We start from the raw sequence: 24,930 nt of genomic DNA, 5'->3' as shown, positions 1-24,930 counted from the left end.
CAAGCCAGGAAAAATAAGGAAGAATGCCATGTCACTCGTGCGCTTGGAAAAAAATAACGGCATTGCCACTGTTACACTGAATCGTCCGGATAAACGCAATGCCATGAGCTTTGCCCTGCTGCGCGAACTGGTCGCGACTGCACAAAAAATCAAAAAAGATAAAAGCATCCGATGTGTGATTTTAACGGGTGAAGCTCAAGTCTTTAGTGCCGGTATTGATCTGGCCGATTTAAATAATCCTAAAAATCGTGCTTATGCTGCCTGGGAGCTGATTCGTCCGGGTCAAAGCCTGTTTCAAAAAGCATTTCTGGTCTGGCAAGAATTGCCCGTTCCGGTGATTGCCGCGATGGAAGGCTTCTGTTTTGGTGCCGGGATGCAGCTTGCCCTGGCCGCAGACATACGCATTGCCCATCCTGAGACTAAAATGTCAATTATGGAAACCCGTTGGGGACTGGTGCCAGACATGGGACTCAGCCGCTCACTGAAAGGCCTGATTGGTATTGATCTGGCAAAAGAGCTGACTTTGACTGCCCGGATTTTTGAGGGCGAATATGCCAAAGAAATCGGTCTGATCACCCATGTCGATGAACAGCCACTGGCAAGAGCACAAGCCTTGGCTGAAGAAATGCTGCAACGTTCCCCAGATGCGCTGATGGCCTCTAAATTTGTACTGGATGCCATGCAGCATCGTCCGAACAAATCCCTGCGTATGGAAAAAATCTGGCAATTGAAATTGCTGCTGGGTAAAAATAGCCAGCTGGCCCGTAAAAAAGACAAGAACCCAGAGGTTCAGTTTGTACCGCGCCAATATAAATAAGTCGAGTCTGAGTCAAAGCAAGGAATAAGAGAAAGTATGCAGTTGAATCGCGATACTAAAATTGCCTTTTTAGGTATGGGGCTGATGGGCACTCGTATGGCCACACGTCTGCTTCAGGCAGGTTTTCAGGTGGCGGTTTGGAACCGTACGCCAGCGGCCTGTGATCCCTTGCTGGATCTAGGAGCAACTGCACTGTCTTTAGACCAGATTGCGAATTATCCAGTGATTCTGACTTGTCTGGCAGATGATCATGCGGTGCAATCTGTTTTTGCTCAGATCGAACCGTATTTGGTTGCGGAGCAAGTGATTGTGGATTTTTCCAGTCTTTCGGTACAGCAAACTCAAACACTTGCCGCGCGAGCACAGGCCAAGAAAGTAATCTGGATTGACTCTCCGGTTTCAGGCGGTACCGCCGGAGCTGAACAAGGCAGTCTGGTGATTTTTGCCGGTGGTGATGCCGCGACGATTGAAAACCTTGATCCGATCTATGCAGTACTTTCACAGCGCGTGACCCGCATGGGTGATACGGGCACCGGTCAGGCGACCAAAATCTGTAATCAGCTGATTGTGGCTGCCAATAGCACCCTGATTGCAGAAGCGGTTGCCTTGGCTGGACTTGCGGGGGTGGATACCCGTTTACTCGCGCCTGCGCTGGCGGGTGGTTTTGCCGACTCCAAGCCTTTTCAGATTCTGGCACCGCGTATGGCCACGCAAACTTTTGAACCGGTGCAATGGAAAGTACAGACCTTATCCAAGGATCTGAATAATGCCGTGCAACTGGCACAAAGCTTTGACCTGGATGTTCCGGTGGCGACTCAAGCTTTAACGCAGTTACATGCTCATCAAGCCCAAGGCTTTGCCGAAGCAGATCTGGCTACTGTAATCCAGCAACTAAAACATTCATAAAGCTTGATTGATGCGGCCTTGAATATTGAAGAGAAAGACATGATTAAACTTGCCGTCAACCTGTCGATGATTTTTACCGAAGTACCGCTGATCGAACGTTTCGCGCTGGCTCGTGCACAGGGCTTTAATCATGTGGAAATCCAGTTTCCTTATGAACTTACGATTGGCCAGATTCAAAACCAGCTCAGCACCCATCAGCTAAACTTGTGCCTGATTAATGTGCCGGCAGGTGATTTAATGCAGGGCGGTCATGGTCTGGCTGGCATTCCAGGACAGGAAATCGAGTTTCGTCATGCGGTTGAGCAGGCTATCCAGTATGCTACCGCATTGAATGTACCTCGGGTGAACATTCTGGCAGGAAAACAGCCTAGGGATTGTGATCTTTTACCCTGCCTGAATACGCTGGCGAGTAACCTAAAAATGGCCTGTTCAATGCTGCTTGAGCATCAAATTGAACCGGTCTTCGAAATGATCAATGGCACCGATATGCCACGTTTTTTGATTCAAAATGTTGCCCAAGCCCAGGAAATGCTGGAAGCGGTACATCATCCGGCCTTAAAAATGCAGTACGACTGTTACCACATGGCAATGATGGGCGAAGATGTCTTAGAAACTTTGCAAGAAAATATTGCCTCGATTGGTCATATCCAATTTGCGGATTGTCCGGGACGGCATCAACCCAATACGGGTTCAATTCAATATCATGATATATTTCAGTGGTTAAAACATAGTCAATATCAAGGTTATGTCGCTGCCGAGTACAAACCTAGCGGACATTCCAACGATTCCTTTGACTGGAAAGATGAGTTCTTTCCGGAGCATGACTGAGTGGACTGCGGCTTCATTTGAAATTCAGGACTAAAACCGCTATATTAGACCATGCATAATTGTTAGGAAATTACACTCCCCATGAATTTAGAACCATCGCCCAGCGCTTCTAATTCTCACGATCTTACTATGAATTCAAATTCTCAAGCTGTACAGGACTGCTTAAAAGTGGTACATGCTGCACTTGAAGATGTAAAAGCAAAAGAAATTGTTGAGCTTGATGTCAGCGGTATCAGTAATGTGGCTGATGCTATGGTCATTGCAAGCGGTACATCGACACGTCACATCAAATCATTGGCCAATAACGTTGCTGAAGAAGCACGTAAAGCTGGCTTCCGCCCTCTTGGTATTGAAGGCGAACGTGATGCTGAATGGATCCTCATCGACCTTGGTTATGTGGTGGTTCATTGTATGCTTCCAACAGCGCGTAAATTCTATGACCTAGAAAGCTTATGGCGCAATCCTACAGATACTGACTCTGTAGCGTAAAAACCGAATATTCAAAAAAGCGACCTGTGTAGGTCGCTTTTTTATTGCCTGTTCATCTAACTTTATAAGCATTAATACCACTGAACCTATAGCTATTTTTCTTTAATTTTTACCTGCTCTTATGCACCGATTTAACTGCTGTTTTAAGCTCAATTCATCATAAACATAGAAACCCGATGACTGCGCAACAATCCTTATAACACGATATAAAATATTGCAGCATAAAAACCACCCAGGGCGGTTTTTGTTTAATCCTCCCCGACCCTCCTTTTTCAAAGGAGGGAGCCTTTAGCAAAAAATCCCCCTTTATTAAAGGGGACTTAGGGGGATTCTAATGATTTAAATGATTAGTGACCCGTACCATTAATGGCTTTGGTCATATCTTCCACCACTTTCTTGGCATCACCGAAGATCATCATGGTCTTGTCATTATAGAACAAGTCATTGTCCAGGCCCGCATAACCGGTCGCCATAGAACGCTTGATCACCATAATCGTACGTGCTTTATGCGCTTCCAGAATTGGCATACCATAAATTGGCGATGTTGGATCATCTTTCGCCGCAGGGTTCACAACGTCGTTCGCACCAATCACTAGCACCACATCTGTTGCCGGGAAGTCCGAGTTGATCTCATCCATTTCCAGGATGTCTTCATACGGTACGTCCGCTTCAGCAAGTAGTACGTTCATATGACCTGGCATACGACCTGCTACAGGGTGAATCGCAAAACGAACCGTTACGCCCTGCTCTTTTAGCAAGTTAGCCAATTCTTTTACCGCATTTTGTGCACGGCCTTGCGCCATACCATAACCCGGTACAATCACCACGCTGTCTGCATTTGACATCAGGAAGCCTGCATCATCTGCCGAGCCAGAACGGTGATTACGTTGGACCTGTTCACCTGCTCCTGCTGTCGGCGCAGCTGCACCGCCCATCGCACCGCCAAACAAAACGTTGATGATGGAACGGTTCATCGCTTTACACATGATGTAAGACAGAATAGCACCTGAAGAACCCACCAGTGAGCCTGCAACGATCAACATGTTGTTTTCTAAGGTAAAACCAATACCAGCTGCTGCCCAACCCGAGAATGAGTTGAGTAGCGATACCACCACTGGCATATCACCACCACCGACTGGTGCAATCCATACCCAGCCAAATGCCAGTGCAAGACCTGTCATCGCCCAGAAAGAGGTCATATTGCCAGTCAGGAAGAAGTGAACACCAAAACCTAACATTGCAATAAAGATGATTGCCTGAACCGGTTTCACCCATGCACCTGAAATGGTTTTTGCCCATTTCTTCGCGGCCAGTTTGCCATAAGCAAAGACTGATGCTGTAAAGGTAATCGCACCCACGAAACAGCCCACAAACAGTTCAAATAAATGAACACGGCTCATTTCATGGAAATTCACACCATTGGCAGCCAACAGGTCTGGACCAAGTTCGATCAGTTTGTTGTTGTGAATAATGGCAGCGACAGCAATCAGTACCGCAGCCAGACCCACCAGTGAGTGCATCAACGCTACAGTTTCAGGCATCTGGGTCATTGGAACTGTACGTGCACGGGCAATACCCACGATTGCACCCAGCACCATTGCGCCAATGATCATCCAGACGACTGGATTCTCAGCTACAAAGAAGGTGGTTACGACCGCAATAGCCATCGCGATCATTCCGTAACGGTTACCGGCAATCGCAGTTTTAGGACCTGATAAACCACGTAGCGTCAGGATAAAAAGAACGGCACCAATCAGGTAGAACCAATCCGCATACTCTCGAATCATTTCCATGGATTAACCCTCTTTTTTCTTTTGCTTAGGTTTAAACATTTCCAGCATACGAGCAGTCACGGCAAAGCCACCGAAAATATTAATGCTCGCCAGGAATACTGCAATCGCGCCAAGTACGCTCACCACGTTAATGGTCTGAAAATCCACGCTACCTTCAACGCCAATCACCGGCAGGCCAACAGTCTGAATCATTGCACCGACAATAATGATCGATGACAAGGCATTGGTGACCGCCATCAACGGCGTATGCAATGCTGGTGTTACACCCCACACCACGTAGTAACCTACGAAAATGGCAAGGACAAAAATCGTAATTGTTTCAACCATGAGTCTTCTCCTTAACCACGTTTCAGCAGCACTTGGCCGCCATGAGTGACAAGTAGGGCTTTTTGAATTTCTTCTTCTTGATTCAGGACAAAATTCTTATCTGCATCAAATAATGTTTCCACGAAGTTAAATACGTTACGAGCGTATAAAGCAGAGGCTTCAGTCGATACCGTCGATGGAATATTTGGAATGCCGAGAATTTTGACGCCGTTGTCGGTATGCACGGTTTCGCCACATTTTGAACCTTCGACGTTGCCGCCAGATTCTACTGCCATGTCCAGAATCACTGAACCCGGTTTCATTTTCGCAACTGTTTCAGCACGGATTAAACGCGGTGCATCACGGCCCGGTAAAAGAGCGGTAGTAATCACGATGTCAGCATTTGATACCGCTTTATCAACAATTGCAGCCTGATCGCGGATGTATTCTTCACCCGGCATCCAGCCATAACCATTTTTGGCAGCATCTGCAGCTTTTTGCTGCTCTTCAGCAGACATCGGCACGTCTAGCCATTTACCGCCCAGAGATTCAACCTGATCTTTGGCAGTTGGACGCAAGTCCGTGGCTTCAACGATGGCACCTAAACGTTTTGCAGTGGCAATCGCTTGCAGACCCGCTACGCCGACACCCATAATCACCACACGAGCCGGTTTAACCGTACCCGCAGCAGTCATCAGCATCGGGAACATGCGCTGGTATTCAGCCGCAGCCAAAAGCACCGACTTGTAACCTGCAAGGTTGGCTTGAGAAGACAAGACATCCATGTTCTGCGCACGAGATAAGGTTCGTGGCAAAAGTTCCAATGCAAATGCAGACACGTTTTGTGCCGCGAATTGGTCAAGCTCAGTATTACGGTAAGGATCAAACATTGCCACGATAGTGGTATTCGGGTTGAGTTTTTGAATTTCATCACCTTTCGGTGCACGAACTTTTAAAATCAACTGACTGCCGGTGTAGGCATCATCCGTAATTTTGGCACCAACTTGTTCATAGGCACTATCGATATAGGCAGCTTTAACCCCTGCACCACGTTCGATAATCACGCTATGTCCTGCGCTGATCAATTTCTTTACTGTCTCTGGCGTCGCAGCGACGCGATTTTCACCGACAACAGTTTCGGCTGGAATTCCGATCTGCATGAGCGTTCCTCAAGCTAATTTTTCTTAAGTAAACATCGTGTAAAACGATGCTTCCCCTCAGGATGTGTTCTTGTTGAATTTTTGGATTCTAATCAAACTGTTTGAAATTACCACCTACTATTTATTTAATAAATACCTATATTTTGAACTGATGATTCATAAAAATGATGCTGCAATAGCACATTTATTTAATTCTCTAGCTATTCATATTCGATGCTTTTATAAACGATATTCATTCCACTGAATGAAATATCCAGATTTTGCTGGTGTAAATAAGCGCGAATTTCTGATTTATTTTGTTACATTGATGATTCTGACAATGATTGCTGTATTTCTTGATTCAGAAGCAGACTTTCAATTTCTCTAGTCCCTATAGATAGCGGCACTTTAGCTGCGCCGTTTTTTTAGTTTTGACTTTTTTGACAGATTTAGCACTCAAGCAAGAGCATTGTTTTTAGATGTTAAAATCGTATTTTATGAAATGATAGAATTTGTTTTGAGCAGATCTTCATCAGACAGAATTGATAGATCTGACAAAAAATAATCGCCAAAATTTTATAAGACTCAGTTCTCAAACAGTCAGATAAAGGGTAGAAAAAAAGCTGGATGACTATTTATTATATTAATGTACTGAACTTGATTCAAAATGGAAAATCTCATTTTTGCACCAAATTTGCGCAATAAAATAGAGTAAATATTCCACTTTTTTGGCCTCAGTGCTCTTTTTTATTGTTTTTACCTCAAGCTGCGCTTTAATGAAGCAACCCCCTCATTAAAAGATAAAAAATTCTGTAAATATTCACTCATACTTTCTATTTGAAATTGCACTTCTTTCATTAAGCTGCCTGAGTTCTGACAATTTTCAATGCTGGCAATATTTCTCTACTTTTAAAGCAAGAACTTCTGGCCTATAGTGCCCTCAATTTGAACATTATTCTCATTCCTCATTTAAGTTCTTCCGGTCTGAATACAAGGTTAGCCCTATGCACACGCCTCTCGATATTAGTCAAAATAAGCCCTTATTATGGCTGATGGCGATTGCATGCGGCTTATGTGCCGGCGCTAACTATTATTGCCAGCCGCTGATTTCATCGATTCAGCAGTATTATCAGGTACCTGAATCACAAGTGGCGCTTACTGTCACTTTTGCTCAAATCTCTTATGCCCTGGGCCTGCTTTTTATTGTGCCTTTAGGGGACATGCTGAATAAAACCAAACTGATCCCTTTCCTCATGCTGGGTGCAGCAGCAGGTTTATTTATTTGTGCCAGTGCAGTGAATCTGCCAATGCTCTGGGTCGGCACTATCATTGCCGGATTGTTTTCCGTAGCTGCACAGATTCTGATTCCCTTGGCCACCATGGCGGTCAAACCGGAAAAAACTGGAGAAGTGGTGGGCTTCTTGATGAGCGGATTACTGGTTGGCATTCTACTTTCGACCAGTATTGCCGGATTACTTTCCGACCTGTTTCACTGGAAAATGATTTATATCCTCAGTGGTATAAGCATGCTGGCCTTAAGTTTTTATTTGAGAGGAAAACTACCGAGCCTGCCACGTCTGAGAATCAGCTATACAGCGATTTTTAAATCTATGGGGATATTACTCAAGCAGGAACCACGACTGGTTTTGCGTTCACTTACAGGTGCGTGTGCTTTTGCTGCCATGAGTATGTTGTTCTCCACCATCGCTCTGCTGTTGACACAGGAACCTTTTCAGCTTTCTGATGTCATGGTCGGACTGGTCACGCTGGTCGGTGTATTTGGCGCACTTTCTACGCAGTTCATTGGTAAATGGGCCGATCGTGGCCATATCAAAACACTGAGCTGGATCGGTTGTTCTATCCTGATGGGAAGCTGGCTGTTTTTATATTTTGGTGCGGTATCCTTGCTCAGTTATATTCTGGGTTATGGACTGATAAATCTGGGGCTCGCGATTACGCACAGCTGTAACCAGAACGTGATTTTCCGCCTGCGCCCGGATGCCAAATCACGGGTCAATTCACTGTATATGACCTTGTATTTTATAGGCGGTGCCTGTGGTTCAGCCTTAGGGGTTTATGCTTGGCATCACGGGGGCTGGAGCATGACCTGTCTGGCAGGACTCGGGCTAGCTCTGTGTGCCACCCTATTCGCCCTGCTGGATCAATGGTATCAGGCCAGAACAACTGCATAAGTATTTTACCTCTATTTAGCTGACTTGCGCCGCCGGATAATAAGGCTTATTCAGATCAAGAGTTTGTGAATTTTCCAATAAAATACAGATAAAAACCGGCAATAAGGCTGCCATAATCCGGCAGCTTTCCTCTAATGATTTATAATTCAGCGAGCTGTGATACGTGGCGCCACCCTGCATTATCTGATGGTGCAAGGTAGATAAACGCTGAAATATTCCAGCTAAAATTTCAACAGAATTTCGTTCTTTTAAAGCATTCTCTATATTCTGTTTCTGGGTTTCCAGGTCAGCCTGACAGCGTTCCAGACTAATTTTCTGGTGACGATAATCCCAAAAGCTTTGTTCCACATAGGGATTGGCCAAGAGTGAGCAGATCGGCTGGCTGTATTTTTCCCAAAGAATATGATTAATTTTCTGATCCAGATCCTTTTGGCAGAGTGTTTCCAGAAACTGCTGCAGCTTGCTTTGATCTTGAACTAGATCACTCTCATCTGCATAAATCGCCTGAAAGCTGATCCACAGGCTGATAAACTTAAAATCCAGATCCTGATCCAGATCTAGCGATTTTTTAAACCAGCCTAAGCCCCGATGAATTCTTAAATTAAAATGTGCCGAATTTTGTGCTTTATGGCTTTTATAAATTTCCTCCAATAACAACATGATTATTCTCCTTATTTCTAGCATTTTTATCTTCATCTTTCTCCTATCAAAATATACCATTCCAACCTGACTGGGAATTCCAATTTTATTTCTTGTTTCATTCCTTGGATTTACCGGGCTAGCTTAAGTTCGCCGAGTGGTTTTTCTGATTTTATGCTAGTATTACGCCCTCTTTTTGCGACGTCAGCCGATCCGGTTTTAGCCAAAAACCAATAGCTGAGTGATCGCATGAATTGCTTCTTCTTTCTTCCATTTCGTTAAGGCGTAATTTTGAATGACTGATCTGACCACCATTGAAAATAAACTTCAACCACGAATCAGTGTTGCGCCGATGATGGATTGGCAATAATCATATTTTTATTAATATAAATTCAACTACTTATAATTATTATATAACCTATAGTTGCAGAATGGTTGCACACAAACAAAAAAAATAGCCCTCAGTCCGAAGACCAAGTGCATGCAAACAAGTGGATCACCTGTTAATAACGCTTGCTGTTAAATACTGATTTGGCGAAGTCAATAAAGGTAATAATTACCTTTGCCCAGCGTTCCCAGTTCTGGCCAAGATCCGTGATAAATGACTTCAAGAAAGCCAAAACCCAAGCCTTTTTGTCCGCACCAGAATCACGTTCTTTTTCTGCTGCATCCATCGCATTTGCAGCCGTTTCATAGATTTCACGGCCAACTTTAGCTGCTTCAACAAACTCAGAAACAGCACTCGCAATTGTCAAAGCTGTCATGACTTATGCCCCTTTTCATATTCAATCAGAACTTTGGCCACAGCTTTTGCTGCGATCCAATAACGTGCCTGGTATGCTGCAAGCTCAGCTTCATTTGAGATAAAACCAAGTTCTACAATCAGACCACCGGCATTGATATAGCCCAGACTCCCCCGGGCCGACTGGCTTTGATCAATCCAGCCATCATTACCACGTAAACGGCTACCCAATGCTGAAGCTACTGCTGCAGATAGATCCTGTGCCAGTTTCTTGTCTTTTGGCAGAGCAATCGTTTCTACCCCATTCGCTTGTTTGGAAGCTGCAGCATTCATATGGAATTCAACCGCTACACTAGATCCTTTGATCAACTTTATGGCCGATGAAAGCGGATCATTCTCCGATCCGGTACCATCGTTTTTGACTTGGACACCAGCTTCACGCAAATAAAAAGAAACTGCATTCCTGAAATTAGTAACCAAGTCTGCTTCTTTAATTTTGCCATTGACTGCGCCAGGATCAGAATTACTATGACCTGCAGTAATGGTGGCAAAGCCTAATGATTGTTGTAATTTTGGTTGATAAATTTTCTTACCAAGCCAAGATAAAAACACCATGACCGACCCAGTGATAAATGCATGGTACTCAACAGGGATCACTTTAAAGTCCATCGCCCATTGCAGTGCTGGAATAACTACAAGTAATAAAAAAGCTCCCAAAATTGGGAGCTTTACAGAAAGATACTTCCAGGCACTTTGTTCAATTAATTTCATTTGACGCTCCAATTCGCGGCCTTATTCTTAAGCCAGTTTTCAATAAATGTACTTCCAAGAATTCCCAGAGCTGATGCAATTGCAATCAAAGCCAGGGGGTGAATATCGGGAATTTGTAATAAGACCCCACCAGCCAAAACGGATGAAGCTGATCCCAAAATAGTCCGACCCAAAACAAGTCGAACAGTTAGTCTTTCCTCAGATACAAGAAGTTTAGACAGGCCGATGACAGCCCCGATCACGACCAGCATCCAAAATGTTTTTTCATGCTCCTGCATGATTCCCCCTAAATTTTGGTAATAAAAAAAGCACCCGAGGGTGCTATTAAATAGCTTGAATCCTTGATGCAAATGCCGACCAGTTTGGCGCTGCTTGATACGCTGCGACTGATGCGGCAGGAACTTTGAAGATACATGTGGACTTCAGACCATTAAAACTGGTGTTCGTAATCGTTGGCGGTGTAAGAGCACGACAAATAATTTCGTTGCATGATGCCCAGTTCATAAAAGAGTAATCCCCAATATTTTTTACACCGGACCCTATTAGCAAAGATGTTGCTAAACTCCACCCCCTAAAAGCATAACCGCCAATATTTTTTACTTGATCCGGAATCGCAAGAGATGTTGCTTTAGCCCAACCGTCAAACGCTTGTATGGGTATATTTGTCAAACCAGAGCCAATATGTAAAGACAGAGATGAACCCCATCCATAGAAACACTCCTGCCCTAGCGTAAGCACAGAATCTGGAATGGATAGTGAGGTAGCTCTTGACCAGCCTGAAAATGCGCCTTGATTGATTGATGCTAGAGAGCTTGATAATGTTAGTTGAGTTGCATTTGTCCATTCAGCAAAAGCACTACTCCCTATCGATGTCACAGAGTTTATCAAAGTCAGAGATGTGGCTTTTTTCCAAAGCGATAATGCGTTTGCTGATACAGCAGAAAACGCATAATTACCGATACCACCACTAATTTCGGATAGTATTACGCCCCCGATATTATTTGGAAAATTATCAAGCGTGCCGGTAAATTGAATCACCCCACCACCTGTTACATCTGACGGTGCGAAAAGTTCAATTGACTTTGTTGCGCTATCTTTTTCCGCTGTGACAGTAATTTTTTCGCCGCTCGTGTACGCAGACGAAAAAGGGACGATGAAGTCCCCGTTTGCATCCGCCACAGCTGTATAAGTTGCCATTATTCCTCTACCTCAATTGTAATTATTGATCCAGCTGGAGCTTTACCTTTAATGTTTGAACCATCAAATCGCATATTTGCAGATAATGAAGTGTCAACATTAACGATAATATTTGCCTCAGCTAAAGTATTTCCAGATACATTATTACTCGTTGTATTTGCGGATAGAATCAAGCTCACAGCTTCAACAAAAAAGAAATGCTCAAATATTTGATATGATTCATACCCATCACGCACTGACCATAGTTTTAATGCATGTGGCTTATTCGGAACCAAAACAGATGCTGGTATTGTTGCGCTGCTTGCCGTGATTCCACTTGCACTACTTAGAATCACACTTTCAGAAAGAAGCTCATATGAATAAGTAACATCGCTTTCAACTGTCACACCTCCATCAAAAAACCCTAGTATCTCGCCACCAGTTTGCTGCAAGCGATTTCTATCACCCCAAGTCAACACGATATCATTTGCTACAATGATTGTTTCTGGATAGTAAGTACCATTAATTTTCACATTCGCTGGTGGGTATGGCCGGATTGCTCTTGACTTTATCTCCACCCCTGCTCCAGATACAGATAATTCCTGAATCCCACTTGGTGTTGTTGTTAAGACTTGTGCCTCAATGATTTCACCTTGTGCGTATTGAATTGAATCAAAGGCAACATCAGGCAGATCAATCACAAATAAGCTTCCAGAGCTGTGTTTTTTTGGCACCGTATCTAGCACACCGCGCTTCACTGTTAAAACCTTTGTTTCATTATCAAAACTTATAAAACCCATCCATTCATCATTTAGCAAAATCAAGTTATTTGAATTTGCGGTTTGAGTTAATATACCAGTGACCGTGAATGATGTAGTTGTTTCAGTGATCGGCTGATCGAGTTGCAAAACATCGCAGTAATCAAGACGAGAAACTTGCTCAAATTTGCCCACCCCGCCATCCGTATAAAGCAATGCGTTAAGCGAGTTGTTTTGTGGTTTTGCTGCAATTGCTGCAACATAGCCAATATCTGGGTTATTAGACAATTCCAAATCCGCATTTGTTTGACCGGCGCGAAGCACAGTTAAATAGTATGGCACCTCAAATACAGCATTCACACTTGGTTGCGGTGTTTGTGGTGCTGATTCAACCGGAGCGTCAACCACAATTGATGTGTTCATCTCGCCTGAATATGGAATCACCTCTTCAAAATCAATCATCACAGCATTGTCAGCACAATTACCAAGATTGATTTTCATGATACGAACAAGGATTGTGCCATTCCATTTTTTAGACCAAGGTAAGCGAATCAGGTCATAACGATTCCATTTACGCGCCTCTTTCCACCCAGTCGCAAAACTTCCAGACCATGCAGGCGTTGAAAACTGTTTTAGCTTCCAGTTCGCCACAATTTCAGCATTTCGCATGTTCATAAAATATGGGAATTCAACCGATTCAGCATTTGCATGTCCTATTGTTAAAATTGAACCATTCTCATAAACAGAGAAAGTAGAGTTTTTAATGCGCTCACGGTCGTAATACGTGACATTCAATTGATTTACAATGTCATCAGAGTTCATTACTTCAAGAGATAAGTCTTTGATCTTGTTTTCTGCGATTGTGTGTATTTCCTCTTCATCAAACCAGTCATCACGAAACAAAACCATTTCATAAAGGCCAGTTTGACGATTTACACGAATTCCCGCCTCAACGTGATAGCAAAGCTCTTCGATAGCTTCAATACATGATTTCTCGTTAATAGCCCACGAAATTCCTAAGCCTTCATCATAAATACGATCTGCTGCTTTCATGAAATTCATATCATTGACATCTGATCCAGGCTTTCCCATTGCTGTATCATCAGTAAGAATTTCGCGGATTTTATGAATCGGATTTATATCTGGGTTTTCGTCCAAATCCAAATATATTTTGCTGAACGATTTTTTTAATAATTGGAAAGTGCTTATAAGTATATGTTCTTCAAATCCATCCAAAGCTCTATTGACTGTTAGTTTCACTGTAACATTACCTTGTGCGAGAACAGTTGCACGGTATGTTCCATTTCGACTTATACTTCCGCGCTCATCTGTTGATTCAATAGTTTGGTCATCAATAGAACTAATAAAGCCCCCTGTTATTTCTATCTCAGGTCTGTCTAGTGATTTCATTTTAACATTAAGTATTAAATCAACCAGCCCCATGCCTGCCAATTGAATATTAATTTCTCGCTCATAGTAATAATACAGACCATGACCGTAGGAGGGGCTTCTTATATAATAATCAGCAGTGCTATAATTACTTGGTATAAAACTATCCGTAGCCGGATTGTATTTGTAAACCACATTAACTTCGCGCTCATCTATAATTTCATTTTCCCTGCCCGGTCGAGTAAAAGTATCTGTGTTTTTCACCTTAAATGAGAAATTAAAATCCTTTCCTTCAATATCACTAGAACTCATTGATTTTGTGCCAATCTCACAAACAACTGCTCCATCTCCGCGAACTTCATACCACTGCCCACTACCGTCATTTCTAACGCGTGTACGCTTCACCCATAACAACATCTCTTTCATGTAGCCAGAGTTGCCGACATAAAAAGATGACCTTCCACTAGCGCCAAGAATATTTGCTACTTCTTCATATATTCCACCGACGCCAGAAAAATCAGGGCCTTCTTCTCCTCGAAATACCAAATAGGATTGATATGGGTAGCCAGAAACTAGCGGAAAGTATTTTTGATATTCCAAGTTTGGCTCTTGGTCTGGTGTTCCAAGATGGATATCAATAACACCAGCAATCCCTCCCTCTGCTTCACCATAAAGATTTTGCTTATTTATTGCCAAAAAATCAGATGTATCATCCTTACCCTTATTAATCCATCCACGATTATCAAAATTAATACCCAGGAACTTTTCAATGCGATTGCCGATGAATGCTGCAAACTTTGCGTAGTAACGATAACCAACAACCTGTGAACTACTTTTTCCCATTTTTAGCCACCTCAACCACTTGCAAAGCCATTGCATCTTTTGTATTTATAAAATCCTGAGCATCACGGCCATTTTTTAAGAAGTCTTGCCAATCCCAACCTTGACGCAAAAAAAATGCCCTAGTTCCACTAGAGCACATTTTCGCTTTCCGAATATCCGACATATAAATTCTCATTTCTTGCCGCCTTTTTGTTTAATTGGTGAGGTCGTCTTACCCCAAATATCCGTGATGTTTGCATGTACATGCGGACTGCCGGCAATGTCGCAAAATGAAGTACCCTCATCAGCAATTGTGCCGTCCAGCTGATTTGGTTTTGGTCGATTCTTTTTCTGCATCTTACGCATTTGCAGGAACGTGTAGACCCCAACAATTAGAGAAACAGCACCAGCAATCAAAGCACCAATCAATAAAGGTGCGATTGAGGTAGAAACAGAAATATTACTCGGATCAAAACCAGTAAGAAGCAATTCGATATTCATATTTTCTCTACTTAATTAACTGCGTTTCTAATGGATTTTCAGTCGGAATATTTGGATGACCACCAAAGCGCTTGTGGTTATTGAATTTTTCATGACACATTTTTAGTGATTGATCGCAGCCCGGTGCTACTCGCACCACATCACTAACTTCCAGACCGATATGCTGGCGGTACAGGCGAATGCTGCCATTTACGCCATTACCGGTGATGAAAGTGAACATCCCATCCTTTTTAAGCACACCACGATTTAACCAGCCAGGTGGATAGGTTTTAACTTCCATTACTGGATCACCATTCTCAAAAGTCGGATTCCCGAGTTCATCTAAAAAAGGTTGGCCCAGCTCATCAAGGACCGGTACTTGCTCAAATACCAGTTTGCCATCTGCATCTTTGACTTGAGTTGGATTCACAGTAAAAGCCACATCAAGGCTGTTAATCGCGGTCACAGTCACATCAAATGACCATTCGTTAAAATCAAGGCCGCAGTATTTGTCGTAAATTGTGTTCGGGCAGGTGCGCTGATATTTACGGGTCAAGATTTTGCGACGCATAAAGCTTTCTGCTGTCGAGCAGACCAGCGTCATGGTATTATCACGGTCATCGAATTTTGGCTGCGTCACCCGGCCTTTAAACAGCACCAGTGATTCAGATCCATCCAGCTCAATCAGGGTGAAATACACTGATTCCAGATAAATCTTGTTTAAGAACACCTGGGTAAAGCTGTCATCTGCATCATTGAATAGCGGATAGGGATGCGGAAAAGTCAGATCGACTTCACACTTATCAATATCTGCATCTTCAATATTTCCCCGACTCAAGCCTTTCACTGGGTAATAGGTGATGTTGTTATGGGTAATCGCCTTGCGTGCACTGGTAAAAAACCACTGCTTTTCCCCGTGCTTAAATTGATAAAGTTCTGAACGTGCCATTAATTGCCAATCTCCACAATTTGCACAGTGGTCCGTGCACGACCTTTTCCTAAAAATTCGAACTCGATATGGTCTGAATCAAACCGGTACAAGCCCAGATAGCAGATCGATTTAATCTGGCTATGCTGTGCATTGATTGGTGGTGATACAGTGAAATATTGTTCTGATTTTTGGGTGATTTCATGAGCAGACCAGGTTCCATCCATCTTTCTGACTGCAATATGTTTACGGTCAGCTTCCACAATGAATTTGGTGCCAATATTTAAAACTGTGCCAACAAAACCGGTATTCAAAATATTTAAATGCTTCTCATACAGCGGCTGCCAGAATTCACAGTACCGGCCTGAACGCCTGTACAAAAATTTGTAGTAATCCAGGTAATGCTGTTTTGAAAAAATCAGGCTATTCAACTTTTTTTCATACCGCGGCTTTTGCCAGTGACTGTACGTTTTGAACCCCCCAACATCTCCATCGACACGATTCTGGTGTTTATGCAGCCGCATGCCTAAGGAGGTACCATCAAGCAACAATGGCATGGTGTAGAAATCAAAGCCCTGGTACTGTGCTGGAACTTCTGCTGTATAACTTGGTGCATCTTCAGCCAGGACATGAAATTCGATGCCGTAACCGACCATTTTGCTGCGTACTGATAAATCAACATCATCCGTCATTACGCATATACGCAAAGGTGAAATCTTGGCATTGATCACATCAATACTTTTGGAAATACGAAAGCCATCCTGATATTCAGTTTCCAGTTCCTGGGTAATTTCATCGGTATCCGGGTCCCGGATCTCTTCCTGAATAATCACATAACGCCCTATATCCGTGATCTCTACGACATGCTGTTCAGTTGCAGTTTCGATCAGTGCATACCCGCCCACAAATAAATGAGTGGCCACATTTGCTGTATCAAATACTATGAAATCTCCATCTGTATCCGGTACCGGCAAAGAGATCTGCTTCAAGGGAATGGCCCAAAGATCACTCATATGTGCCCAAACCATATGAAACATATCACCCAATGCTTTTTTGAATGCAGCGTATTCAAATTTAAGCACCTGACGCGGAGCATCACGTAAAGGATGACGGATTTCATCACCACCAAAGCTTTCATGCACTTCAGTCAGCCATTCCAGTTTTTCTGTGGACGTGAGCAAAGGACATTGTGCCAATACAACTGCATCACCATATTTGGTTTGTACTTTCATTTTGTCCTCATGAGATAAAAGAAAAGCCCACCAAAGTGAGCTTATGCAAGAGCATTACGATTTCGTTTCATATGATGAATCACCGCATCACCAAATTCTCTTGATGACTTGTAGTTCTTAGCCTCATCCATGTCTTTGACCATGATTACTGATAACTGGTTATCAATGACCTGTGGTGCTGTAGCGGCAGGCTGTACTGATTGCAAGCCACTGCCAATATTTGGCACTAAAGCATTACTTTGTTGTGGCAGCTGGCCAGTACGGTTGATGTAATCCAGATTGGATGCACCAATCTTTTGTACCGAAGAAGCCTTTACAACATACTCATAATCAGACAACCGTGCAGGAATTGAATCACTGGTACCGGTACCAGGACCACGCACCAGACCACCCGTTGCAAATGCCACACTACCAGCTGTTGCTGCCTGGGCAATTTGCAAACCTGCAGCAGCAATTGCAGCAGGTTGTGCAATGTATGGACCAATCAGCGGAATACCAGATAAAGCAGCATACGTCTGGGTATAGACCAAAGGCGCGTTCAGCGTTGCTTTGGCTACTGCAAAACTTTTCTCCAAAGCAAAAGCTGCATGATAAAAACCAGATGATTCACCTAAGACGTTTTTGAATACATCCGACCAGCCACCCATCATGCCGGCCATGGATTCAAGACCCAATTGAGCCTTAGCATTGTAGTAACGTTGTTCAACCATGAGCATATCTGCACGATATTGCTCTAAGGTAATTCGCTCCCACTCATAGGCTTTAAGGATTGCATTCTGCTCATCTTTAAAACGTTCATCCCGAGCAGTATCTACATCACTACCTACTGCCCTACGGTAATCCTGATCAACAGTATCCCGCTCTTCATCATATTCAAACTGCGACTGTTGTAACAGCATAGCTTTCTGATTAGGTGTATAGCTTGCGGTCGACTCGATCTCATCACGTACCAGCTGATAATACTGAGAAGCATATTCGGCAGAACTGATCCATTTCTTGCGGATCTGCAGCAAATCTTTTTCTTCAGCAATACGGTTTTGATCCAGCTCATAAACCATCTGCTTACGCAAGGATTCGGATGCTTGTAAACGCTGGGCTTTGGTTAGGCTTAAATCATGCTGCACATCGAACTGGCGACGTGCATAACTCTGCTTGATCAATTCTTCTTCAGTAAGCAAATAACTGCTGTAATCATCTAGCCTGGTTTTCAATGCTTGCTCTTGTACAGCAATTTCATTTTCAGCCCGAGCAGTATGTTCAGCAATCAGTTCTTTTTGACGTTCAGGTCCAAAGCCTGCCTTTTCAATTTCACTGATCTTGTCGGTCAGATCGGAACGGATACGGGTGACTTCATTTGCAACATCAAGCTCAAGCTGCTTACGCATCTCGGCCTGCTCTTCCTGCAGCTTTAAAAAGTCAGTAGCATATTTCTGCCACTCGCTGACAGTAGAGCCAGCTTCACCTCCCATATAACCTTTAAAATCTTTCCAATATTGATTGTTGTATTTACCAATATTAGTTCCTTTCTGAACGTTGCCCTCTCCTGCATGATATGCACGTACAGCTTTTTCTAAATTTCCATCAAATAGCTTGAGAAGATAATTTATATATTTTGCTGCACCTTCAGCGGATTGCTGCAAGTTGTTGCGGTCACTTACACCATATTGCTTTGCGGTACCATCCAAGAATTGGAATCCACCACTAGCGCCAGTTTGCTTGTTGTAAGCTTTGGCATTACCACGTGATTCAATCATATGAATGGCAGAGAGAGTTCCGGCTGGAAGCTGATATTTCTGCTCGATTCCAGCAAAGTTATATTTATCAGCATTGGCACGAACCTTAGCATTCACATTAAGCTGATTGGCTTCTTGTTTAAGCATTTTATTTCGCTCATCAAGAAGGCCATTTAAGCGCTGTTCAGATTCAAACTGTTTTCGCAAGTCTTGATAAACTTCAGCAGGAAGCGCCTGATTTCCTTTTAAGCCACTGGCTTTACGGGCCTCAAATAACATTTCTGCATATTTCGGATCGAAGTTATATTTACCGACCATGTCAGCAATATAGTTATTTTTGAAAGTATCGGACTTGCCCTGGTTTAAAAGTTTTTCCAGTTCACTTGTCATTCCAGCCATTTCAGCAGCAGTCTTTTTGGTTTCATCACCTACTTTCTTTATGCCAGTCCCCAGCTGCTCTATAAATTGCTTTTGGGTCTTAGCCTCAGTTCCTGCATCACTGACTCTAGTGGCCAGACCAGCCACTTCATCTTTGGCAACCTGTGTAATTTTTCCAGATGCCTGAACACTCTGAGTGAACCGGTCAAGGTCTCCAGTTTTTTGATACTCCTTAAACAGCTTTTCAAGTTCCAGCTGAGACTGACTTATGAAGTCATTATTGCGATCCATACCTGTGGCATAAACTGCCAAAGCGGTTTCAGTCTTTTTATATTGCTTTTCAAGTTCCTCAAGTTTATTACGCTCCTCTACCATTTGACCTGCCTGCTTGGTTGCATTCAGTTCACGATATTTGGAAATTGCGTCATCCACAGAGACATTGTTTTCTCGCAAAGACTGGGTGTTTTCTTTGGCATTGTCACTAAACAACAGGTAGCCAGCTGCCACAGTCGCAACCGTCACACCTAAACCAACCGGTCCACCAAGCACACCCAAGGCCATTGCTTTGGCTCGTGCCAAACCAGTGGTTGCAGCTGCTGCTGCAGTCTGAGCACCTGTGTATGCTGCTGTGGCCTGAGTACTGGCCTTAGTTGCAATATTCAGGGCAATTTCTGCAGAGGTAAGACGCTGTACTGCTACTGCACGTGCACTTGCTGAAGTAGCGGCATTGTATTCAGCACGGGCCAAATTAACTTCAGTTGCTGCCAATGCAGCCTGCTGACGCATGCGTAAGGATTCAGCAGCCAGCGCCTGCATTTGTGCTGCTGCATTTGCTACTGCTGCCTGACGTGCTTCAATCCCTGCGATAATTTCAGCTTTTAGGGCAACAGTTTTATTCACAATAGCTGTTGTTAATGCCCCAACTGCAAATACTGCACCAGTACCTGCAACAAGACCAATATTGTCAGCCATATAGCCAAATGCATCTGCAGCCTTGGCTGTTACGCCATACTGCATATTCAGTTCACCAGTAAAGCGCTGAATTGCATTCGTAGCCTTGGTAACGCCATCAGCCAAACTGTTTTCCATACTGTCAGCAAGCGCTTTATTGGAATCACGGGATTTCAATAAACCTGCATGCAAATCACTGGCGGCCAGCTTTCCTTCCGCACCTAAAGCACGAATCTCTTTGGTGCTTTTACCAGTTGCAGACGCAATATCATTTAACAGGTTAGGTGCAGCTGCAATTAGCGAATACCAGGCATCAGCTTCAACACGGTTTTTATCGATCACCGTGCCATAAGCAGCGGTTGCCGATGCAGCTTTTTCAGCAGATGCTGCATTATGTACATAGCTATAAGATAGTGAATCTGTAATGGCCAGAACCTGCTGAGTGTTATAACCAGCCTCTTTTAGGCCACCAAAACTGGCAAGAAAAACTTCCTGAGCTTCAGCCAGATTACGGAAAGTTCCTTGGGCGGTTTGGTATAAATGATCTTGTACTGTTTGATATTCAGATAGACTGGAAGTAGCATTTCGTACACGAGCTGCCATTTGGGTATAGCCATCGGCTTGCTGAATCAAGTTAGTAGTAATATAAGCAGCAGCGGCAGCCTTAATCGTATTACCCAAGGCCTTTACAGATTCGCCTGTACTATTGGCCTGCACTTCAACACGCTGCAGATCAGCAGCCATGGCATTACCTGAAGTTCTGGTCTGCTGCTGAGAGCGCTGCAAGTTACGGTCAAACTCAACAGTACGTGCTACCAGATCCAGTGTTAAGACACCGATTGACTTAGACATACACAAAACTCCAGGCATAAAAAAACCACCCATTTGGGTGGCATTTGTAAAATTTATTTCATTTTAAGGCTTCGATACAACCAAGATAATATTTGGATGCAAATTTTTCACGTTGTTCAAATTGATACTTTTCAGTATGAAAAATAGGTTGTTCATAAGCATCTATAATCATGGCACGCATGATAGATTCCATCAGTTCATCTTTATACTTTTTATTAACCTGGTCATTAAATTCTAAAGCCTTAGAAAATGGCACACCATTATGTCTGGCATCCATAATGACTTCAGCCAGTTCCAAATATTTACGACAGTGTTGATCAATATCTTTTGATGCTGACCACGTAGGCATACTGAATAGACATGCCACTATGAAAACCAGTTTTTTCATGATATCCCCCAATGAATGACTAGAATATACGCAGCGATGAGAAAGGAAATCAAGCTAATGCCTGATTATTCCTTCCAAAACTGCTCATAAGCTTCACGGGCAGAAAGTTCAGGTTTATCAAAATGGGGCAAATAATTGTAAATATCTGGATTTTCAGCACCTTTAGACTGTGCAAACATCAACTTTAACTGTGCTAGGACTTCTTCAAAGCGCAAACCCCAATTCAGGCTTCCGCGTCGTCTCCGGTATTCTCGCCAGTAGGCGAATTCCCATTGAGTGATGTTGTTTCGGACGGATTCGATACTGTTTCCACAGATGCCTTGGATCGCGAGTTCCGCGAAGATTTCGTTTTCATCGAACTCTTCGTCGTCAACTTTCCCACAAACAGGTTGACTTCATTGGATACAGACCACATCGCCTTACACATATTCATGTAAGAATGCAGGACTTCATCAATATCCTTAAAGAACGGTGTGCCTTTTTCATCAACACAGACTGTGGCAAGGATCTGGGCAGAACGCAGACGCAGTTCATCAATATCCTGCAGCGTCAGCATCCCTGGATCTTCTTCATCCGGTAACCAGTTAAAGGACTTTTCAATTTCACGAAGGTCTTTATAACTGACCTTTTTTACATAAATCTCGCCAACAACTTCAACACCATTTTCTACAAAAACAATGTCTTTCAGAATTGCTCGCTGGGCATTGGTTTCATCAACGTGTTTTTTCAGCTCAAGTGGATTTAATTTCTTCATGATTTTCCCGCTTTATTTTTTTGAGAATGAAATAAAAACCCCACTCGAAAGCAGGGTCTTTAAATTGAATTAAATTAAGGTCCAACTGGTGCTTGAGGTGCTTCAGTTTCCCAAACCCATTCTGGAGCAGTCTGTCGCTGTAAAGTGACAGTTGTCTGAACAACACTGTTTGCATCAATATCCAGCGGGAAGCTGTCTACATAAGCCTTGTATTTGGTCCAGGTACGCTGGTTGCTTAAAGTGATTACACCTGTATCTTCATCCACTTCTGGCACAATGTGAGCAACCGAACCACGTTTTTCACCCGGCCAGCCCTGGATAAATGTTGCACTTTCACCAGATGCCACCATGCTGAATAAACGCCGGTGTGCAGGATTTTTCGGATCAGCAAGAATTGAAAACGTTGCTGTACCGGTATCAGACAGACCACCACCATCCAGGTATTTTTTAGAATACTCTTCCTCAAGATCGGTAATTTCCAGTTTTTCCTTGGTATCGGTACCTGGTTTATGATCTTTTGGTGCCCCAATTTTAATCAGTTCAAACTTTTCAGGATCAGCAGCCTTAGAGACTACCATCCACATCGCGCTGCCTTGTGTACGACGAGCCATAATTTTTACTCCAAAAAATAAAACCGCCAAACGGGCGGTCACGTATGATTATTTAAGATTCTTCAAACCATCTGGTATCCAGACTGATCCGGAACAGGTCAGTATCTGGTTCACGTATATTTCCGGTGAAGTTTTCAACCTGGCAGTCTTGCTCAATCGCTTTACGGATCAGTTTTGCAATCTGACGGTTTTCAGCCTTATTTTTTCCATAGATATCGATTTGCAGAACTACTTCATCCATTTCTGAAACACCAGAAAGGTTTTCGTCACCTGCTGCATGAATGATTTGCCAGGTGGCATAAGGTGTCTTGACGTTTATATCTGGATCAAACTCGAACAGCTTCAGTCCGTCCCGATCTGATAACAACTGAACCAGCAAGGGATCTTTTTGGCAAAGTTCCTCAAGCGGCAATATGATCATGTTTTAATCTCCGCAAGAATTGTTGCCTTAATATCATCAACTGCTAACTGTACTGCTTGCTCTTTATTAGCTTCAAATGCAGGCCTCAAGAAAGGTTGAGCTAATGTCTTCATTGTTCCAAATTCAACCAGCCAAAAATGTCGAGTATCATTCGGCAATGGTTTGTAATAGGGACTTTCAACACGTCCTTTCCCTTTCCTTTCCATATTTTTGTTTATTTTCCAAAATTCACCGCCACCCTGGACACCAATCCTGACTTTAACTTCACCTTTGGTTTGGGTCTTACCTGCACGCACAACAATATTTTTCCAAATTTCTTCTGAAGTTTCAGGGTCATCAATTTTTTTTGCATTTTCTTTGGCAGCATTTTGAATAACCTTAGCTGCTTTCCGAAGTGATGAACGAACCTGCTTATTTTTTTCAGAAAGCTTAATATTTTCTAAATTTCTACTAACTACTTCTAATCCTTTTATACCCATACCGCGCTCCCTGATTCACACATCAATGTGATCCATTGTTTGCCATTTTGATTATCTGGTAAGGCAGCATTAATTTTATAAGTCACACCTTCAGACTCAATCCGGCAACCTGGCCATTCGAAGCCAGGCGGAATATCTGAGTAACGAATACTGATTCGATGACTAATCATGTTTTGCTGTGCTTTTGCTGCAATGTAATCGCGTCCACTGAGTGCATCAATATCACCCCACACATCAAATTCTTTCTGCCAGCTTTTGATCCGGTCTCCAGATCCATCAGTTGCACGAGTAGAATGTTCACGCTGAATGGTGAGGAAGTGATTAAGCTGTCCTGTTCTCATGGTTCACCTACCCTGTCATCAACTCTGGGTTTGAACCTTTATCATTTGGATCTGGTTCAAATGAAAATTCAACATTTAAAGGTTTTTCAAATAAAACGATCGCTTCATAACGGTAGCGGGCTTCTTTATCCACATTTATGCTAATGCTTAAAATTTCTAAACCTTTGCGCTCTGCATACTTATTTACGACATCTGCCAATACAGCGGCAGTTGAACATCCGAATCTTTCTAAAAATGTTCTCGGCATATTAAATTCCCATTTTGCGGTAAGGCATCATCAAGTTTTCTAGGGTTTTATTGATGGCAATAATGGTCCCAACCATTTGAGCTTCACGGTTGTTATATAAATCACCAATAATCAGCAGGGCGGCATATTGCAGATCCTCAGGCAACACACCGTCCACACAAACATCCACCAGAGGTTTATCCAGGAAGTTTTCGATGTGTTTTAAAGCTGCTTTAATGAGCAATCGAATATGTGCATCTTCACGATCATGCAGCACACGCAATTGAAACTTTGCGCTTTCAAGTGTGACCAGTTCTTCGCTCATGAAAATAGCCTTTTTTTTGACAGAAAAAGAGGTATAAAAAAGCCCTCAAATGAGGGCTTTTCTA

The 24,930-nt window shown here is 43.1% G+C and carries 28 protein-coding genes; 5 read left to right on the top strand and 23 right to left on the bottom strand.

The genetic code is table 11. The annotated features are described in order from the left end of the window. Positions 1-28: 28 nt before the first annotated feature. From FTT86_RS11095 to rsfS, 4 genes are all read left to right on the top strand, one after another. Positions 29-817 (top strand): crotonase/enoyl-CoA hydratase family protein, encoded by a 789-nt coding sequence (locus FTT86_RS11095; protein WP_004645147.1) that lies wholly within the window; start codon positions 29-31, stop codon positions 815-817. A gap of 36 nt (positions 818-853) precedes the next feature. Next, positions 854-1,723 (top strand): NAD(P)-dependent oxidoreductase, encoded by an 870-nt coding sequence (locus FTT86_RS11090; RefSeq protein WP_180181230.1) that lies wholly within the window; start codon positions 854-856, stop codon positions 1,721-1,723. A gap of 39 nt (positions 1,724-1,762) precedes the next feature. Continuing rightward, complete coding sequence (locus FTT86_RS11085) at positions 1,763-2,551, top strand: hydroxypyruvate isomerase family protein (RefSeq protein WP_180181229.1); 789 nt, start codon at positions 1,763-1,765, stop codon at positions 2,549-2,551. 81 nt (positions 2,552-2,632) lie between these two features. Beyond that, positions 2,633-3,040, top strand: a complete 408-nt coding sequence (rsfS, locus tag FTT86_RS11080) for a ribosome silencing factor (RefSeq protein ID WP_004645144.1) — start codon at positions 2,633-2,635, stop codon at positions 3,038-3,040. A gap of 347 nt (positions 3,041-3,387) precedes the next feature. Here the strand turns inward: rsfS and FTT86_RS11075 are convergent, their stop codons facing one another. The 3 genes from FTT86_RS11075 to FTT86_RS11065 are packed head-to-tail and all read right to left on the bottom strand — an operon-like array spanning position 3,388 to position 6,299. Continuing rightward, entirely contained in the window at positions 3,388-4,833 is a 1,446-nt protein-coding gene (locus FTT86_RS11075; RefSeq protein WP_005252850.1) for an NAD(P)(+) transhydrogenase (Re/Si-specific) subunit beta, read from the bottom strand. A gap of 3 nt (positions 4,834-4,836) precedes the next feature. Further along, a complete protein-coding gene (locus tag FTT86_RS11070; RefSeq protein WP_004281642.1) occupies positions 4,837-5,160 on the bottom strand; it encodes a proton-translocating transhydrogenase family protein in 324 nt (107 codons plus the stop codon). Positions 5,161-5,171: 11 nt separating this feature from the next. After that, on the bottom strand, positions 5,172-6,299 hold the full coding sequence (locus tag FTT86_RS11065) for a Re/Si-specific NAD(P)(+) transhydrogenase subunit alpha (RefSeq protein ID WP_004733722.1): 1,128 nt from the start codon (positions 6,297-6,299) through the stop codon (positions 5,172-5,174). A 983-nt stretch (positions 6,300-7,282) separates the two neighbouring features. On the opposite strand from FTT86_RS11065, the gene FTT86_RS11060 reads away from it, so the two are divergent. Next, a complete protein-coding gene (locus tag FTT86_RS11060) occupies positions 7,283-8,470 on the top strand; it encodes an MFS transporter (protein ID WP_180181228.1) in 1,188 nt (395 codons plus the stop codon). Positions 8,471-8,485: 15 nt separating this feature from the next. On the opposite strand, the gene FTT86_RS11055 is transcribed toward FTT86_RS11060, so the two are convergent. From FTT86_RS11055 to FTT86_RS10960, 20 genes are all read right to left on the bottom strand, one after another. After that, complete coding sequence (locus FTT86_RS11055) at positions 8,486-9,130, bottom strand: hypothetical protein (protein ID WP_180181227.1); 645 nt, start codon at positions 9,128-9,130, stop codon at positions 8,486-8,488. Between the two features lie 482 nt (positions 9,131-9,612). Beyond that, a complete protein-coding gene (locus FTT86_RS11050) occupies positions 9,613-9,873 on the bottom strand; it encodes a hypothetical protein (protein ID WP_180181226.1) in 261 nt (86 codons plus the stop codon). Continuing rightward, positions 9,870-10,622, bottom strand: a complete 753-nt coding sequence (locus FTT86_RS11045) for an N-acetylmuramoyl-L-alanine amidase (protein ID WP_180181225.1) — start codon at positions 10,620-10,622, stop codon at positions 9,870-9,872. Before FTT86_RS11045 ends, FTT86_RS11050 begins: the two co-directional genes overlap by 4 nt. Beyond that, positions 10,619-10,900 carry a phage holin family protein gene (locus FTT86_RS11040; RefSeq protein ID WP_034702970.1) on the bottom strand — a complete coding sequence of 94 codons (282 nt, stop codon included), beginning with the start codon at positions 10,898-10,900 and terminating at the stop codon, positions 10,619-10,621. Before FTT86_RS11040 ends, FTT86_RS11045 begins: the two co-directional genes overlap by 4 nt. 46 nt (positions 10,901-10,946) lie before the next feature. After that, positions 10,947-11,819, bottom strand: a complete 873-nt coding sequence (locus FTT86_RS11035) for a leucine-rich repeat domain-containing protein (RefSeq protein ID WP_180181224.1) — start codon at positions 11,817-11,819, stop codon at positions 10,947-10,949. Next, the gene (locus FTT86_RS11030) at positions 11,819-14,788 is read right to left on the bottom strand and encodes a phage tail protein (protein WP_180181223.1); all 2,970 of its coding nucleotides are present in this window, start codon (positions 14,786-14,788) and stop codon (positions 11,819-11,821) included. The genes FTT86_RS11035 and FTT86_RS11030 overlap by 1 nt, the downstream gene beginning before the upstream one ends. Further along, positions 14,775-14,951: a hypothetical protein gene (locus FTT86_RS11025; RefSeq protein WP_257229654.1), complete on the bottom strand. Its 177-nt coding sequence runs from the start codon at positions 14,949-14,951 to the stop codon at positions 14,775-14,777. The genes FTT86_RS11030 and FTT86_RS11025 overlap by 14 nt, the downstream gene beginning before the upstream one ends. Positions 14,952-14,959: 8 nt before the next feature. Further along, positions 14,960-15,268: a hypothetical protein gene (locus FTT86_RS11020; RefSeq protein ID WP_218954960.1), complete on the bottom strand. Its 309-nt coding sequence runs from the start codon at positions 15,266-15,268 to the stop codon at positions 14,960-14,962. A gap of 7 nt (positions 15,269-15,275) precedes the next feature. Next, a complete protein-coding gene (locus FTT86_RS11015; protein ID WP_180181221.1) occupies positions 15,276-16,196 on the bottom strand; it encodes a phage BR0599 family protein in 921 nt (306 codons plus the stop codon). Continuing rightward, on the bottom strand, positions 16,196-17,407 hold the full coding sequence (locus FTT86_RS11010) for a hypothetical protein (protein WP_180181220.1): 1,212 nt from the start codon (positions 17,405-17,407) through the stop codon (positions 16,196-16,198). The genes FTT86_RS11015 and FTT86_RS11010 overlap by 1 nt, the downstream gene beginning before the upstream one ends. Before the next feature lie 41 nt (positions 17,408-17,448). Next, positions 17,449-21,321 (bottom strand): tape measure protein, encoded by a 3,873-nt coding sequence (locus FTT86_RS11005; RefSeq protein WP_180181219.1) that lies wholly within the window; start codon positions 21,319-21,321, stop codon positions 17,449-17,451. Positions 21,322-21,379: 58 nt separating this feature from the next. Further along, the gene (locus FTT86_RS11000) at positions 21,380-21,709 is read right to left on the bottom strand and encodes a hypothetical protein (protein ID WP_180181218.1); all 330 of its coding nucleotides are present in this window, start codon (positions 21,707-21,709) and stop codon (positions 21,380-21,382) included. Positions 21,710-21,774: 65 nt separating this feature from the next. Next, a complete protein-coding gene (locus FTT86_RS10995; RefSeq protein ID WP_157980311.1) occupies positions 21,775-21,924 on the bottom strand; it encodes a hypothetical protein in 150 nt (49 codons plus the stop codon). An 8-nt stretch (positions 21,925-21,932) separates the two neighbouring features. Then, the gene (locus FTT86_RS10990; protein WP_180181217.1) at positions 21,933-22,463 is read right to left on the bottom strand and encodes a phage tail assembly chaperone family protein, TAC; all 531 of its coding nucleotides are present in this window, start codon (positions 22,461-22,463) and stop codon (positions 21,933-21,935) included. A 74-nt stretch (positions 22,464-22,537) separates the two neighbouring features. Then, complete coding sequence (locus tag FTT86_RS10985) at positions 22,538-23,074, bottom strand: phage tail tube protein (RefSeq protein ID WP_180181216.1); 537 nt, start codon at positions 23,072-23,074, stop codon at positions 22,538-22,540. 52 nt (positions 23,075-23,126) lie between these two features. Further along, positions 23,127-23,495, bottom strand: coding sequence for a DUF3168 domain-containing protein (locus FTT86_RS10980; RefSeq protein WP_180181215.1), 369 nt, complete (start codon positions 23,493-23,495; stop codon positions 23,127-23,129). Continuing rightward, entirely contained in the window at positions 23,492-23,974 is a 483-nt protein-coding gene (locus tag FTT86_RS10975) for an HK97-gp10 family putative phage morphogenesis protein (RefSeq protein WP_180181214.1), read from the bottom strand. Before FTT86_RS10975 ends, FTT86_RS10980 begins: the two co-directional genes overlap by 4 nt. Continuing rightward, the gene (locus tag FTT86_RS10970; RefSeq protein WP_180181213.1) at positions 23,965-24,315 is read right to left on the bottom strand and encodes a phage head closure protein; all 351 of its coding nucleotides are present in this window, start codon (positions 24,313-24,315) and stop codon (positions 23,965-23,967) included. The genes FTT86_RS10975 and FTT86_RS10970 overlap by 10 nt, the downstream gene beginning before the upstream one ends. 7 nt (positions 24,316-24,322) lie before the next feature. Beyond that, positions 24,323-24,562, bottom strand: a complete 240-nt coding sequence (locus FTT86_RS10965; protein ID WP_180181212.1) for a hypothetical protein — start codon at positions 24,560-24,562, stop codon at positions 24,323-24,325. Position 24,563: 1 nt separating this feature from the next. Further along, positions 24,564-24,866 (bottom strand): head-tail connector protein, encoded by a 303-nt coding sequence (locus FTT86_RS10960; protein ID WP_180181211.1) that lies wholly within the window; start codon positions 24,864-24,866, stop codon positions 24,564-24,566. Positions 24,867-24,930: the final 64 nt, after the last annotated feature.

This window comes from Acinetobacter sp. YH01021 (assembly GCF_013420255.1).
Taxonomy (GTDB): Bacteria; Pseudomonadota; Gammaproteobacteria; order Pseudomonadales; family Moraxellaceae; genus Acinetobacter.
Note: the sequence above shows the minus strand (reverse complement) of the source record. Positions and strands in the feature narration are given on the sequence as shown.